Raw genomic sequence first — 13,337 nt, 5'->3', positions numbered from 1 at the left:
TAAATGGAAATAATCCACTTTTTTGCAGTTTTACTTCATCGTTGAAAAAACAGTACTGCTGTTTTTTTCGTTTTCTAGCAGAGACTCCATGAGCAAGCACTGAAGTCGTTTCTGGATAGTTGGGATCAACTGTTAAAATCGCAGCTTTAATTAAATGAACTAATCCATAAAAAGACAGAATGGGCTTAATTAACAGTGGAGCAGCTTCAGATTGCTCGTAATAAATTTGACCATGTTCTATGTAATAGATAAAGGGGTAGCAGTTTTCAAAGCTCTTTTGCTCCGGTTGATCAAAGCCTTGTTTTTGATAACATTTTCTTAGATAAGCTTGAACATGGCTTGCAGAATAATATGAAACAAAGGACTCCCATCCTTCAAAAATATTGGACATAATAACACCTCTTAATAATCTGAAAAATCTAACATATGCTAGGGTTCTTGACAGTATTTTGTCCAATTGATAACCTACTAATAATATTTTCGTCTAGGAGGGAAAAATATGTGGGAAAATAAGTTCGTTAAAGAAGGTTTAACGTTTGATGATGTTTTACTTGTACCAGCAAAATCTGAGGTATTGCCGAAGGATGTAAACTTAAGTGTTCAATTGACTGAAAAGATCAAGCTTAATATTCCAATTATTAGTGCAGGAATGGACACAGTAACTGAGGCTGAAATGGCCATCGCAATGGCTCGTCAAGGCGGACTTGGCATTATTCATAAGAATATGTCAATTGAGCAGCAGGCGGACTTGGTTGATAAAGTAAAGCGCTCCGAAAGCGGTGTTATTACAGACCCATTTTTCCTTACTCCTGAACAGCAAGTATTTGATGCTGAGCATTTAATGGGAAAATACAGAATTTCCGGCGTTCCGATTGTTAATAATCAAGATGAACGAAAGCTTGTGGGAATTTTAACAAATCGTGATCTTCGTTTCATTCAAGATTTTTCTATTAAAATATCTGATGTGATGACAAAAGAAAACCTTGTTACCGCACCAGTAGGTACGACATTAGATGAGGCAGAAAAAATTCTGCAAAAATATAAAATTGAAAAACTTCCACTTGTTGATCAAGAAGGAACATTGCAAGGATTAATTACAATCAAGGATATCGAAAAAGTGATTGAGTTCCCTCATTCAGCTAAGGATGAGAAGGGAAGATTGCTGGCAGGTGCCGCAGTAGGCGTAACGAAAGATACCATGAAGCGTATTGAAATGCTTGCAAAAGCACAGGTCGATGTCATTGTTGTGGATACAGCACATGGGCATTCAAAAGGTGTTATTGATACAGTCAAAGAAATTCGCAGTGCATACCCTAAACTGGCTATTATTGCAGGTAATGTCGCTACTGCAGATGCTACCCGAGAGTTAATTGAAGCGGGTGTCGATGTAGTTAAAGTCGGCATTGGGCCAGGATCCATCTGTACAACAAGAGTTGTAGCAGGTGTCGGTGTACCACAGATTACAGCTGTTTATGATTGTGCTACAGAGGCAAGAAAACATGGAAAAACGATTATTGCTGATGGCGGCATTAAATATTCTGGAGATATCGTTAAAGCACTCGCTGCAGGCGGACATGCTGTAATGCTTGGCAGCTTGCTTGCTGGAGTATCAGAAAGTCCTGGAGAAACAGAAATCTTCCAAGGTCGCCGCTTTAAAGTATATCGTGGAATGGGATCAGTAGGGGCAATGGAAAAAGGATCAAAGGATCGTTATTTCCAAGAGGATAATAAAAAGTTTGTGCCAGAAGGTATTGAAGGCCGACTTCCTTACAAAGGACCATTATCAGATACAATTTATCAGCTGATTGGCGGACTTCGTTCTGGCATGGGTTACTGTGGAACAAAAGATCTAACAGAATTACGGGAAAATGCACAATTCATCCGCATGACAGGTGCTGGATTAAGAGAAAGCCACCCGCATGATGTGCAGATTACGAAAGAATCACCAAACTATTCTATTCAATAATTGTATGCCGGGCAGAGACATCACGTTCTCTGCCTTTTTTAATATTAGTTATGACAGAGCCTTTACCAAATGTTCCTGATAAACTCATACAAAAGCAATAGAGTTTTTAATAGTTGCAGACAAGAATAGGTAAATACTCAAGCTACTTTTTGTAATAGAGTTATGATAAAATAACAAAAGCTGCAAAAAATAGTTGGAGGTCTTTAGGTTGAAAAGAACTTTTTATCGTCAGTTTGTTGTAGGATTACTAACACTTGTTATGGCATTTAGTCTTCTCCCTGGTATAGGGGCAGTAAAAGCAGAGGATGTACTTAGCATCAATGGAGATGCCGCTATATTAGTAGAGGCAGAAACGGGAAAGGTTCTTTACTCTAAAGATGCAGACAAAGTGCTTGGAATTGCAAGCATGACTAAAATTATGACAGAATACCTGCTGCTTGAAGCTATTGAAGAAGGCAAAGTTACATGGGATCAAGAATATGCGGTAAGTGAATATGTATGGAAAGTTTCACAAGATACAGCATTATCAAATGTACCGTTAAGAAGAGACGGTACTTATAATATTAAAGAACTATATGAGGCAATGTCTATTTACTCAGCAAATGGTGCTACTATAGCTATTGCTGAAACCATTGCTGGTTCAGAAACTAATTTTGTAAAAATGATGAATGAAAAGGCGGAGGAGCTTGGCTTAAAAGATTATAAATTCGTCAACTCTTCTGGTTTAAATAACAGAGACTTAAAAGGGACAATTCCTGCTGGCAATCCGGATGAGGAAAATGTTATGTCTGCAAGAGCTACTGCCAAGCTAGCTTCTGCTCTAATTAATGAGTACCCAGAAATACTTGAAACGACTAGTATTCCTGAGAAAGTCTTTAGAGAAGGCACAGATGATAGAATTGAAATGGAAAACTGGAACTGGATGCTTCCTGATCTCGTATATGGTTATGAAGGCGTAGATGGCCTTAAAACAGGTACAACTGATTTTGCCGGCTATTGCTTTACAGGTACCGCTTTGCGTGATGGTACCCGCTATATTACTGTTGTCATGAATGCGAAGGATGATGATGGTTCAGCATCGTATAAATCCAGATTTGATGAAACGAAGAAAATGCTTGATTATGGCTTTGCTAATTTTAGTGAGGAAGAAATTCTCCCTGCAGGCTATACGGTAAAAGGAACTGAATCATTGCCAGTTGTAAAGGGTAAAGAGGATCAAGTGAACATTGAAACAGCTGAAGCGATATCTTTAATCGTAAAGAACGGGGAAGCAGAAAATTATAAACCCGTACTTGTGATTGATGAAGATAAATTAAATGAAGATGGTCAGCTGACTGCTCCAGTAAAAAAAGGTGATAAGATTGGTGAATTAACACTCGAAGGAGCAGATGGGGATATGGACTTCCTATCTGAAGCAGGACAGAGCACCATTACAGTTGATGTTATAGCTGCAGAGGACGTAGAGAAGGCAAACTGGTTTGTGCTCTCCATGAGAGGTGTGGGAGGCTTCTTTAGCGACATCTGGGGCAGTGTATCTTCCACTGTAAAGGGCTGGTTTTAATTTCCGCTGAATATTTGTGTAAGTTTAAGGAATCCTGTCACTGACAGGGTTCTTTTTTATGAAAATGTTTTGGTTAAGATGATATCTTTTTCTAAACAGATTTATCCGATCAGATAAATTGTATTTTCCTTTTAGAAGATTCAATTTATAATGGAAGAGATCCATCAATTAAAAAGATGGCAAGGATAAAAGGGGGATTAACATGAAAACAGGTACAGATCGAGTTAAGCGTGGCATGGCAGAAATGCAAAAAGGCGGCGTGATTATGGACGTTGTGAATGCAGAACAGGCGAAAATTGCAGAAGAGGCTGGCGCTGTTGCTGTAATGGCGTTAGAGCGAGTACCATCTGATATCCGTGCTGCAGGCGGTGTCGCTAGAATGGCAGATCCTCGTATTATGGAAGAAGTAATGAACGCTGTTTCTATACCGGTTATGGCTAAAGCTAGAATTGGTCATATTGTCGAAGCGCGTGTGCTCGAGGCAATGGGTGTAGATTACATAGATGAAAGTGAAGTTTTAACTCCAGCAGATGAAGAATATCATTTAAATAAAAGAGATTATACAGTTCCATTTGTCTGCGGATGCCGGGATCTTGGAGAGGCACTTCGCAGAATTGGTGAAGGAGCTTCAATGCTTCGCACAAAAGGTGAACCAGGAACAGGAAATATCGTTGAAGCAGTCCGCCATATGAGAAAGGTTAATGCACAAGTGCGCAAAGTATCGAACATGAGCGAAGATGAACTCATGACAGAAGCAAAGCTTTTAGGTGCTCCTTATGAATTGCTTCTTGAAATCCGCAGCTTAGGCCGTCTGCCAGTTGTAAACTTTGCAGCGGGAGGAGTTGCAACGCCAGCAGATGCAGCACTTATGATGGAGTTAGGTGCTGATGGTGTATTTGTCGGTTCTGGTATTTTTAAATCAGAGAATCCAGCTAAGTTTGCTCGTGCGATTGTAGAAGCAACAACACATTATCAGGATTATAAGCTGATTGCTGAATTATCTAAAGAACTTGGCACGCCAATGAAGGGAATTGAAATTTCTTCCCTGGCTCCAGAAGCAAGAATGCAGGAGCGCGGCTGGTAAGGAGCAGATACAATGATAAAAATAGGGGTATTAGGACTGCAAGGTGCAGTAAGAGAACATGTCCGTTCAATTGAAAGCTGTGGAGCAGAAGCGATCGTTATTAAAAAGATAGAGCAGCTGGAAGAGGCTGATGGTCTAATCATCCCTGGCGGAGAAAGCACAACGATGCGCCGGCTGATTGATAAGTACGACTTCATGCCAAAACTCAAAGAATTTGCGGATTCAGGTAAACCTATGTTTGGCACATGTGCAGGTTTAATATTATTGGCAAAGCAAATTGTTGGCTATGAAGAGCCGCATATCGGAGCTTTAAATGTGAAGGTGGAGAGAAATTCTTTTGGCAGGCAAAAAGAGAGCTTTGAAGCAGACTTAGATATTGCCGATGTAGCTGAAGATTTCACAGCTGTCTTTATCCGAGCGCCGCATATTGTCGAAGCTGATGAAAATGTTGAGGTATTAGCTAAACATGAAGGGCGGATTGTGGCCGCAAGAGAAGGCCAGTTTCTCGGCTCTTCATTTCATCCTGAATTAACTGATGATCATCGACTAACTCAGTATTTTATTAATATGGTAAAAGAAGCGAAAAAGCCATTAGCAAAACAATGACTTTCAAATTCTAAGCATAATAGAGTTGCAAATGAGGCATAATTGTAGTAAATTATGAATTACTAAAACGTATAGTGAAAGCATTGAGAGGAAGCAGTAGCAGGTATGTCATTCTCTAGAGAGCCGATGGTTGGTGGAAATCGGCGAATGTGGCTTGTGAATCCATCCTTGAGCGGAGCTTGGAAAGCATTTGTGAGTAATAGCTCCCGGTTAATACCGTTACAGAATTAAGGTGGAAGGCTCATGCTTTCAACTAGGGTGGCAACGCGGGTAACTCTCGTCCCTTTTTTGGGGATGGGAGTTTTTTGTGTTCTATAAAACATTAGGAGGCAGAAAACATGCTGGATATTAAAGTATTAAGAGCAGATTTTGAAGGTGTTAAAGAAAAGCTGCAGCATCGCGGAGAGGATTTAACAGATTTAAATAAGTTTGAAGATCTGGATGTAAAAAGACGTGAAATTATCGTTGAGGCAGAGCAGCTGAAGAGCAGAAGAAATGAAGTGTCTCAGCAGGTCGCTCTTTTAAAACGTGAAAAAAAGGATGCGGACCAATTAATTGCTGAAATGCGTGAGGTAGGAGACCGTATTAAAACGCTTGATGAAGAGCAGCGTGCTGTTGAAGAGGAACTAAATCTATTACTCCTAAGCATCCCGAACATCCCGCATGAGAGTGTTCCTGTCGGTGAAACAGAGGATGATAATGTAGAGGCTTGGAACTGGGGAGAAGTTAAGGAATTTGACTTTGAACCAAAGCCGCACTGGGATGTAGCAGATGCTCTTGGTATTTTAGATTTTGAAAGAGCCAGCAAAGTAACAGGCAGCCGTTTTGTTTTTTATAAAGGGCTGGGAGCTCGTCTTGAGCGTGCGTTGTTTAACTTTATGCTTGATCTTCATACAGAGGAAAATGGATATCAGGAAGTCTTGCCGCCATACATGGTAAACCGTGCAAGCATGACAGGAACAGGTCAGCTTCCGAAATTCGAGGAGGATGCTTTCTTAATTGAAAGTGAAGACTATTTCCTGATCCCAACAGCTGAGGTACCCGTTACAAATATGCACCGTGACGAGATTATGGATGGAGAACAGCTACCTGTTCAATATGCAGCTTTTAGTGCCTGCTTCCGTTCTGAGGCAGGTTCAGCAGGACGTGACACAAGAGGTCTCATCCGTCAGCACCAATTTAATAAAGTAGAACTTGTGAAATTTGTTAAACCAGAAGATTCTTATGCTGCGTTAGAAAGCTTAACCAAGGATGCCGAGAAGGTTCTGCAGCTGCTTGGTCTGCCATACCGTGTAATGAGCATGTGTACAGGAGATTTAGGTTTTACAGCAGCGAAGAAGTATGATATCGAGGTTTGGATTCCAAGTTATAACACATACCGTGAGATTTCTTCTTGCAGTAACTTTGAGGCATTCCAGGCACGCCGAGCAAACATTCGCTTCCGCCGTGATCCAAAGGGCAAACCAGAGCATGTTCATACATTAAACGGTTCTGGCCTTGCGCTCGGCCGTACGGTTGCCGCTATTTTAGAAAATTATCAGCAGGCTGACGGCAGTGTGGTCATTCCAGAAGTTTTACGCCCATATATGGGGAACAGAGATGTTATTTCTCCAGCATAAATAAAGCCATTTTGAGCGGGTGTTTTGCCCGCTCAAAAAAATATTAAAATAATGTTGACTTTCATTTTTGTACATGTTATATTAATTCTTGTCGATACGGAGGAATACCCAAGTCCGGCTGAAGGGATCGGTCTTGAAAACCGACAGGCGGGTTAAACCGCGCGGGGGTTCGAATCCCTCTTCCTCCGCCATTATATTTGACATTACACGCGCATAAATATATGGAGATTATCTAACCGCTGCTGTTTCAGTAGCGGTTTTCCTTTTGTCCGGAATCTCTTTCCATAGAAAAAATAAACCGCTGATTTTCAGCGGTTTATTTCTTTAGTAATTGTGTTTGTTTCATAAAGTGGGAGATGCGTTCGATAATCGGTTCAATGGATCCTTCCTGCGCAATAATGTCATATTCATTAATGTTCAAGCGCAGGACTGGGCAAGCATTAAAGCCATCAATCCATGATTCATAACGCTGATGCATTTCCTTCCAGTATTCTACAGGTGTCTGCTGCTCCATTGGACGGCCGCGTTCATGAATACGTTCTAAAATGTCTTCAATAGAACCTTCTAAATAAATCAGCAAGTCTGGATGAGGGAAGTAAGGAGTCATGACCATCGCATCAAAGAGACTTGTGTACGTTTCATAGTCAACAGGAGACATCGTCCCTTTTTCAAAGTGCATTTTTGCAAAAATGCCAGTATCTTCATAAATAGAACGATCTTGAATAAAGCCTCCGCCATACTCAAAAATTCTTTTTTGTTCCTTAAAGCGTTCAGCAAGAAAGTAAATTTGCAGGTGGAAGCTCCAGCGTTCAAAATCAGCATAAAACTTGTCCAAATAAGGATTCGTATCAACCTTTTCAAAGGAAGTGCGGAAATTAAGTGCATTTGCTAATGCGTTAGTCATCGTAGATTTTCCGACACCCACTGTGCCGGCAATCGTAATAACCGAATTTGCAGGTATATTGTACTTTTCTCTTAAGTTCATATCCATTAGGCCCCTTTTAATTCTTATGGTCAATGCATTTTTTCTTTTCTAATGCATTCGATAGCTCATTATAAATATGGAGTAAGTCTTCTTTATTTTTTACAAAGTCAAGATTATCACCGTTAAAGCGAAGGACAGGAATATCTGGATGCTTAGCTTCAAAATCATTCATAGCATTTTGGTAATCAATCGATAATTGCTCTAAATATAATGGGCTAATATTTTTCTCAATTTCTCTGCCGCGCATTTTAATTCGATCTAAGAGCGTTTCAAGACTCGCATCCAAATAAATGATGACATTTGGTTTGGGCATATCTGCTGTTAAAATATCATAGATCTTTAAATATTTATTATATTCACTTTCATTCAGAGATCTTTGCGCAAAAATAAGGTTTTTGAATATATGATAATCTGCCACAACAGGCTTGTTTTTATTTAAATAATGATGATGAATGTCGCTAAGCTGCTTATAACGGTTGCAAAGAAAAAACATTTCCGTTTGAAAGCTCCATTCTTCAATATTATCGTAGAATTTCCCTAAAAAAGGGTTCTCGTCAACAATCTCTTTTAAGAGTGTGAATTGATAGTGTTCAGAGATTGCTTTCGCAAGTGATGTCTTGCCCACACCAATTGGTCCTTCTACAGTTAAAAAAGGTATTTCCCCCATGATATCCTCCTACTCACCGCCACATACGATTATGGGATTTATTTAATAATCAATTTTAAGCACGTCTAACTATTTTACCACATTTTAATATGCTGTGATATGGGGGAAAATATAGGAGAAAAGAAAAACAGCTTCCTCTGAAGGAAAGCTGTTCAACATACGAATATCTGCTTTTAAGCTCTTTTTGTCACGTTAAAATTATCAGAGATGAGGAGCCAGTTTTGCGGAAAGGCTAAACCTAGCTTCCAGTAGCTCACTCCCCTTAAGTTAAGCTCCTTTACCAGGTCGAATTTAGCCTGAATGGAACGGCCGTCCTCGAACCATACTTCATGATCTCTTCCTTCATTATCCCTGTAGCGGAAGAAAGGTGCTTGTGCACGTGTATCATACTGAATCGCTACATTATTATCAGCTGCAATTTGGATCGCCTGCTGCGGACTGACTGCTCTTGCGACTGATCCTTGCACAAAGGGCAAAGTCCAATCGTATCCATATAAGTTTTGCCCCATTAAAATTTTGGTTGAAGGCATTTCACTAATTGCATATTCTAGCACGTCTCGAACCGGGCCAATCGGAGATACTGCCATGGCAGGCCCGCCGCTATAGCCCCATTCGTACGTCATGATGACCACAAAGTCTGCAATCTCCCCATGTGCCCGGTAATCATGCGCCTCATACCAGGCACCTTGCTGTTCAGCACTTGTTTTGGGAGCAAGAGCTGTGGAGAGCAGCCAGCCTTCCGATTGGAATCGCTGTTTTGCGCGACGGAGAAATTGGTTATATGCTTCGCGATCTGCTGGGCGCAAGTATTCAAAGTCAAAGTGAATATCGCGAAAGCCATATTTTCGTGCTGTTTCCACAATATTATTTAAGAATCGATTTTGCACTTCCATATCATTCAGAAGAATGCGGCCAAGCTCGTCGCTGAACTGGTCATTTTCCTGATTGGAGATGACCATCATTAAAACATTGTTGTTCGCTGCGGCAATAGCAGGAAAGTCATTTAAGAGCGGCTCACGCAGAGAACCATCCCGAAGAGCCTGAAAATTAAATGGAGCCAGATAGGTTAAATAAGGAGCAGCTTCACGTGCAGCTTCCTCAAGGGCGGGAGCAACGGTGGTTCCCCGTGGTTCTACATACGCATTAAACTCGGCAGAAGCTTTTGGCTGCTGTGGAATATAAAGACGGAATCCAACTTGCAGCGGCTGGTTAACAGACAGGCCATTAATTGCAGCCAATTCTTGATAAGATAAGCCAAAACGCTGAGAAATGGAATAAAGACTATCACCGGGCTGAACCCAGTAAAAGCTGCCGACGATCGGAATAACAAGTGTTTGGCCGACGACCAGATTATTAGGATTGGGTATTTCATTTGCTTCTATCAAGTCTTCTGCGGTTGTGCCAAAGGCCCCTGCAATACTTGTTAATGACTGACCAGGACGAACAACATGAATTTGCATAGCAATTCCCTCCTTATTACACACACTGCTACCATTTTATGAAGGGAACTTGCCAGTAATGTTATAATTATCTTCAGAAATGGGATCAATATTTGCTTTTAACACCTGATTCATCATGAGAAGAGCATATTGATTATCTTCATCACAATTGGATGCAATACAATTTTCGGGCACGACCAATTGATATTCGCGCATATAAGCATCATTGGCGGTAAAAAGGACGCAAATATTACCAGCAATTCCTGCTAAATACAGCGTATCAATGTTAAGCTGATTCAGCAGAGTATTTAATGCTGTTCCAAAAAATCCAGAATGCTTCGGCTTAATTAAAAAATACTCGTCATCACGAGGCTGGATTTTTTGAATGACTTTATCACTTATATCATTACTGCAATAATCGATAATTTTATAAAGATTTGCCTGCCATAAATTATAGTGATCATTTACATAAATGACCGGGTGGTGATGATGGTGAAAATAAGCCCTTAAGGCATTAATGGGTACTGTAAGGTGATCTGCTTTTTCTGCTAATAAAGCACCTTCTTTAAATTGAAAGTCATTGATCATATCTATAATAATGAGAGCAGGAGCTATAGGTTTGGTCATAATTTAATCATCGCCTTTAGCGTTAGTGTAGTTTAAAATTAGGTTTTTAATCATACCTTGCTTTAAGAGGGTGACGCAGGAGTGAATGCAAGTGGAATACAATGAAGATGAGTATTATATGAAGGAAGCGATAAAGGAAGCCAAAAAGGCAGAGCTGCTTGAGGAAGTTCCGATTGGAGCGGTGATTGTTTATAATGGTGAAATTGTAGCAAGAGCTCATAATCTGCGGGAAACAGATCAAAACGCACTTGCACATGCGGAACTTCTTGCTATTGATGCAGCATGTCAGCGGCTTGGGACATGGCGACTAGAGGATGCAGTTTTATATGTTACACTAGAGCCGTGCCCCATGTGTTCCGGTGCAATTGTCTTATCTAGAGTTAAGCGGACAGTGTATGGAGCAAAAGATCCGAAGGGCGGCTGTGCGGGGACACTGATGAATCTGCTGCAGGAAAGCCGATTCAATCATCAAAGTGAAGTTGTTTCCGGGGTGCTTGAGGAGGAATGCGGTGAGTTGCTTTCAACCTTTTTCAGAGAACTGAGAAATCGAAAGAAGGAAGCAAAAAGGCTGAGCAGACAAGGGATAGATGACGTTACAGAAATTGACAATGGATAAGCGTTGCTTTTTATATTGAATATTAGTATACTAATTATGCGTCATTAAGACGCCTTAATATTGGTATCAACTTTGCCGTGCTAGGCGGGGAGGTAGCGGTGCCCTGTACTCGCAATCCGCTCTAGCGAGGCTGAATCCCTTCCTGAGGCTGATATCCTGTAGGGTCTGCCTTAAGTAAGTGGTGTTGACGCCCGGGTCCTGCGCAATGGGAATCCATGAACCATGTCAGGTCCGGAAGGAAGCAGCATTAAGTGGACGCTCCCATGTGCCGCAGGGTTGCCTGGGCTGAGCTAACTGCTTAAGTAACGCTTATGGGCATCAGTCGACGGAAGGTGCACGGCAGTTATATGAATAAGTACAAACTCACTCTATATTTAGGGTGAGTTTTTTACATTTGGTTTTGGAAAAACACTTTTTTATAAGTTATAATAGACAAGACAATAAATTAGGAAGGGGGCGTGTCAATGAGCTATCAGGCTTTATATCGTGTTTGGCGTCCGCAGCAATTTATTGATGTAGTCGGACAGGAACATGTGACAAAGACATTGCAGAACGCCCTGCTTCACAATAAAATTTCACATGCATACCTATTCTCTGGGCCGCGCGGAACAGGAAAAACGAGTGCGGCGAAAATTTTAGCCAAAGCCGTTAACTGTGAACGTGCACCTATTAATGAACCTTGCAACGAATGTTCGGCATGCAGGGGCATTACAGATGGATCCATTCCGGATGTGATTGAAATTGATGCCGCATCCAATAACGGTGTCGAAGAGATTCGGGATATTCGTGATAAAGTGAAGTATGCACCAAGCTCAGTAAAGTATAAGGTCTATATTGTCGATGAAGTTCATATGCTTTCCATTGGAGCTTTTAATGCTTTATTAAAAACATTGGAAGAACCGCCGAAGCATGTTATTTTTATACTGGCAACAACAGAGCCTCATAAAATTCCTCTTACCATCATTTCCAGATGTCAAAGATTCGATTTTAAGCGAATTACTGCACAGGCTATTGTTGGCAGAATGAAGCTGATTGTAGATGAAACTGGCATACAATATGATGAAAAGGCATTGCAAATTGTCGCCAGAGCAGCAGAGGGCGGTATGCGTGATGCTTTAAGCTTGCTCGATCAGGCTATATCATTCAGTGACGGGAAGGTTTCTGAAGAGGACGCACTAATGGTAACTGGCGCGGTTTCACAGAATTTCCTTAACAGGCTAGCATCGGCTGTTCAGCAAAAGGATGCTGCTGCCGGCTTAGAGGCATTGGAGGAACTGCTGTTTCAAGGGAAAGATCCATCGCGTTTTATTGAAGACTTCATCTTATATTATCGGGATATGCTCTTATACAAAGCGGCACCAACTCTTGAAGAGTCGATGGAGAGAGTTATGCTGGATGATGACTTCAAATCTCTTTCCGATGAAATCAATGCGGCAGAGATCTATGAACTTATAGAAGTGCTGAGCAAATCACAGCAGGAAATGAGATGGACAAACCATCCGAGAATTTTCCTTGAGGTAGCCATTATGAAGCTCTGCCAGTTGGAGCGCAGTGGTTCGCCTGCTTCTAGTGCGGATATGAAGCCGCTTTTAGATAAAATCAATCAGCTGGAGCAGGAAGTGCTGGAGTTAAGGAAAAATGGCGTTTCGGCAAAAGAACCTGCTGAGCAGCCTGTGGCAAAGAAGCAGACGAGAAATTCACGTAAAGGCTACCAGGCACCAAGCGGGAAAATAAATGAAATCTTAAAGAATGCAACAAAGCAGGATCTTATTAGTATTAAAAGCCGCTGGGGAGAAATGCTGGACAAACTCGTTCATAATCAAATGAGATCACAGGCAGCGCTACTTAATGAAGCTGAGCCTGTAGCAGCCTCAGATCAGGCTTTTATTATAAAATTTAAATACGAAATACACTGTCAAATGGCTATGGATAATAGCCGATTCCTTGAAACACTGACGAACTCTCTTTACGAACTGATCGGAAAGAGAATGCAGATGGTTGGTGTCCCAGATGAACAGTGGATGGATATCAGAGAAAATTTTATTCAAAACCAGCGTGATGATTCAGATGGCGATGATGGTTTTGAAGCAAGGGAAGAGGAGCCATTTATTGCTGAAGCAAAGAAACTATTTGGTGATGAACTGCTTGAAATTAAAGACTAAAATAA

Annotated in this window: 12 protein-coding genes, 1 tRNA gene, 1 other RNA gene and 1 other annotated feature (1 of these 15 running past the window's edge); of the genes, 9 read left to right on the top strand and 5 right to left on the bottom strand. The window is 41.0% G+C overall.

Going from position 1 to position 13,337, the window contains the following annotated elements:
• Positions 1–391 carry the start of a YaaC family protein gene (locus A6754_RS00955; RefSeq protein WP_066441841.1) on the bottom strand. The gene continues 563 nt to the left of window position 1, outside the view, so 391 of the gene's 954 nt are visible here — the first part of the coding sequence; its start codon is at positions 389–391; the stop codon falls past the left edge of the window.
• A gap of 108 nt (positions 392–499) precedes the next feature.
• Between A6754_RS00955 and guaB the strand changes: the two genes are divergently transcribed.
• The 6 genes from guaB (at position 500) to A6754_RS00925 (ending at position 7,027) form a co-directional block, all read left to right on the top strand.
• On the top strand, positions 500–1,966 hold the full coding sequence (gene guaB, locus A6754_RS00950; protein WP_066441840.1) for an IMP dehydrogenase: 1,467 nt from the start codon (positions 500–502) through the stop codon (positions 1,964–1,966).
• 259 nt (positions 1,967–2,225) lie between these two features.
• Positions 2,226–3,527, top strand: a complete 1,302-nt coding sequence (locus tag A6754_RS00945; RefSeq protein WP_180320266.1) for a D-alanyl-D-alanine carboxypeptidase family protein — start codon at positions 2,226–2,228, stop codon at positions 3,525–3,527.
• 202 nt (positions 3,528–3,729) lie between these two features.
• Positions 3,730–4,611, top strand: coding sequence for a pyridoxal 5'-phosphate synthase lyase subunit PdxS (pdxS, locus tag A6754_RS00940; RefSeq protein ID WP_066441836.1), 882 nt, complete (start codon positions 3,730–3,732; stop codon positions 4,609–4,611).
• A 12-nt stretch (positions 4,612–4,623) separates the two neighbouring features.
• The gene (gene pdxT / locus A6754_RS00935; RefSeq protein ID WP_066441835.1) at positions 4,624–5,217 is read left to right on the top strand and encodes a pyridoxal 5'-phosphate synthase glutaminase subunit PdxT; all 594 of its coding nucleotides are present in this window, start codon (positions 4,624–4,626) and stop codon (positions 5,215–5,217) included.
• 74 nt (positions 5,218–5,291) lie between these two features.
• Positions 5,292–5,505: a binding site (T-box leader), on the top strand.
• 50 nt (positions 5,506–5,555) lie between these two features.
• Positions 5,556–6,836: a serine--tRNA ligase gene (gene serS, locus A6754_RS00930; protein ID WP_066441833.1), complete on the top strand. Its 1,281-nt coding sequence runs from the start codon at positions 5,556–5,558 to the stop codon at positions 6,834–6,836.
• A 98-nt stretch (positions 6,837–6,934) separates the two neighbouring features.
• A tRNA-Ser gene (locus A6754_RS00925) sits at positions 6,935–7,027 on the top strand.
• Positions 7,028–7,152: 125 nt separating this feature from the next.
• Here A6754_RS00925 and A6754_RS00920 read toward each other — a convergent pair.
• The 4 genes from A6754_RS00920 to A6754_RS00905 all read right to left on the bottom strand — a co-directional run bounded on the left by A6754_RS00920 (position 7,153) and on the right by A6754_RS00905 (position 10,554).
• On the bottom strand, positions 7,153–7,821 hold the full coding sequence (locus tag A6754_RS00920; RefSeq protein WP_066441832.1) for a deoxynucleoside kinase: 669 nt from the start codon (positions 7,819–7,821) through the stop codon (positions 7,153–7,155).
• Positions 7,822–7,837: 16 nt separating this feature from the next.
• The gene (locus A6754_RS00915; protein ID WP_066441831.1) at positions 7,838–8,488 is read right to left on the bottom strand and encodes a deoxynucleoside kinase; all 651 of its coding nucleotides are present in this window, start codon (positions 8,486–8,488) and stop codon (positions 7,838–7,840) included.
• Positions 8,489–8,661: 173 nt separating this feature from the next.
• The gene (locus A6754_RS00910) at positions 8,662–9,948 is read right to left on the bottom strand and encodes a glycoside hydrolase family 18 protein (protein ID WP_066441829.1); all 1,287 of its coding nucleotides are present in this window, start codon (positions 9,946–9,948) and stop codon (positions 8,662–8,664) included.
• A gap of 36 nt (positions 9,949–9,984) precedes the next feature.
• Entirely contained in the window at positions 9,985–10,554 is a 570-nt protein-coding gene (locus tag A6754_RS00905) for a cysteine hydrolase family protein (RefSeq protein ID WP_066441828.1), read from the bottom strand.
• An 85-nt stretch (positions 10,555–10,639) separates the two neighbouring features.
• Between A6754_RS00905 and tadA the strand changes: the two genes are divergently transcribed.
• The 3 genes from tadA to dnaX all read left to right on the top strand — a co-directional run bounded on the left by tadA (position 10,640) and on the right by dnaX (position 13,332).
• Positions 10,640–11,170: a tRNA adenosine(34) deaminase TadA gene (gene tadA, locus A6754_RS00900; RefSeq protein ID WP_066441826.1), complete on the top strand. Its 531-nt coding sequence runs from the start codon at positions 10,640–10,642 to the stop codon at positions 11,168–11,170.
• Positions 11,171–11,245: 75 nt separating this feature from the next.
• Positions 11,246–11,510, top strand: an RNA gene (gene ffs, locus A6754_RS00895) — signal recognition particle sRNA large type.
• Positions 11,511–11,634: 124 nt separating this feature from the next.
• On the top strand, positions 11,635–13,332 hold the full coding sequence (dnaX, locus tag A6754_RS00890; RefSeq protein ID WP_066441825.1) for a DNA polymerase III subunit gamma/tau: 1,698 nt from the start codon (positions 11,635–11,637) through the stop codon (positions 13,330–13,332).
• Positions 13,333–13,337 lie beyond the last annotated feature (5 nt).

This window comes from Cytobacillus gottheilii, assembly GCF_001636345.1.
Taxonomy (GTDB): Bacteria; Bacillota; Bacilli; order Bacillales; family Cytobacillaceae; genus Cytobacillus; species Cytobacillus gottheilii.
This window is presented reverse-complemented; position numbering and strand designations above follow the sequence as displayed.

Coding starts and splice junctions, on each gene's coding strand:
- guaB (WP_066441840.1), top strand. CDS start 500: ATGTGGGAAAATAAGTTCGTTAAAGAAGGTTTAACGTTTGATGATGTT.
- A6754_RS00945 (WP_180320266.1), top strand. CDS start 2,226: ATGGCATTTAGTCTTCTCCCTGGTATAGGGGCAGTAAAAGCAGAGGAT.
- pdxS (WP_066441836.1), top strand. CDS start 3,730: ATGAAAACAGGTACAGATCGAGTTAAGCGTGGCATGGCAGAAATGCAA.
- pdxT (WP_066441835.1), top strand. CDS start 4,624: ATGATAAAAATAGGGGTATTAGGACTGCAAGGTGCAGTAAGAGAACAT.
- serS (WP_066441833.1), top strand. CDS start 5,556: ATGCTGGATATTAAAGTATTAAGAGCAGATTTTGAAGGTGTTAAAGAA.
- A6754_RS00920 (WP_066441832.1), bottom strand. CDS start 7,821: ATGAACTTAAGAGAAAAGTACAATATACCTGCAAATTCGGTTATTACG.
- A6754_RS00915 (WP_066441831.1), bottom strand. CDS start 8,488: ATGGGGGAAATACCTTTTTTAACTGTAGAAGGACCAATTGGTGTGGGC.
- A6754_RS00910 (WP_066441829.1), bottom strand. CDS start 9,948: ATGCAAATTCATGTTGTTCGTCCTGGTCAGTCATTAACAAGTATTGCA.
- A6754_RS00905 (WP_066441828.1), bottom strand. CDS start 10,554: ATGACCAAACCTATAGCTCCTGCTCTCATTATTATAGATATGATCAAT.
- tadA (WP_066441826.1), top strand. CDS start 10,640: ATGCAAGTGGAATACAATGAAGATGAGTATTATATGAAGGAAGCGATA.
- dnaX (WP_066441825.1), top strand. CDS start 11,635: ATGAGCTATCAGGCTTTATATCGTGTTTGGCGTCCGCAGCAATTTATT.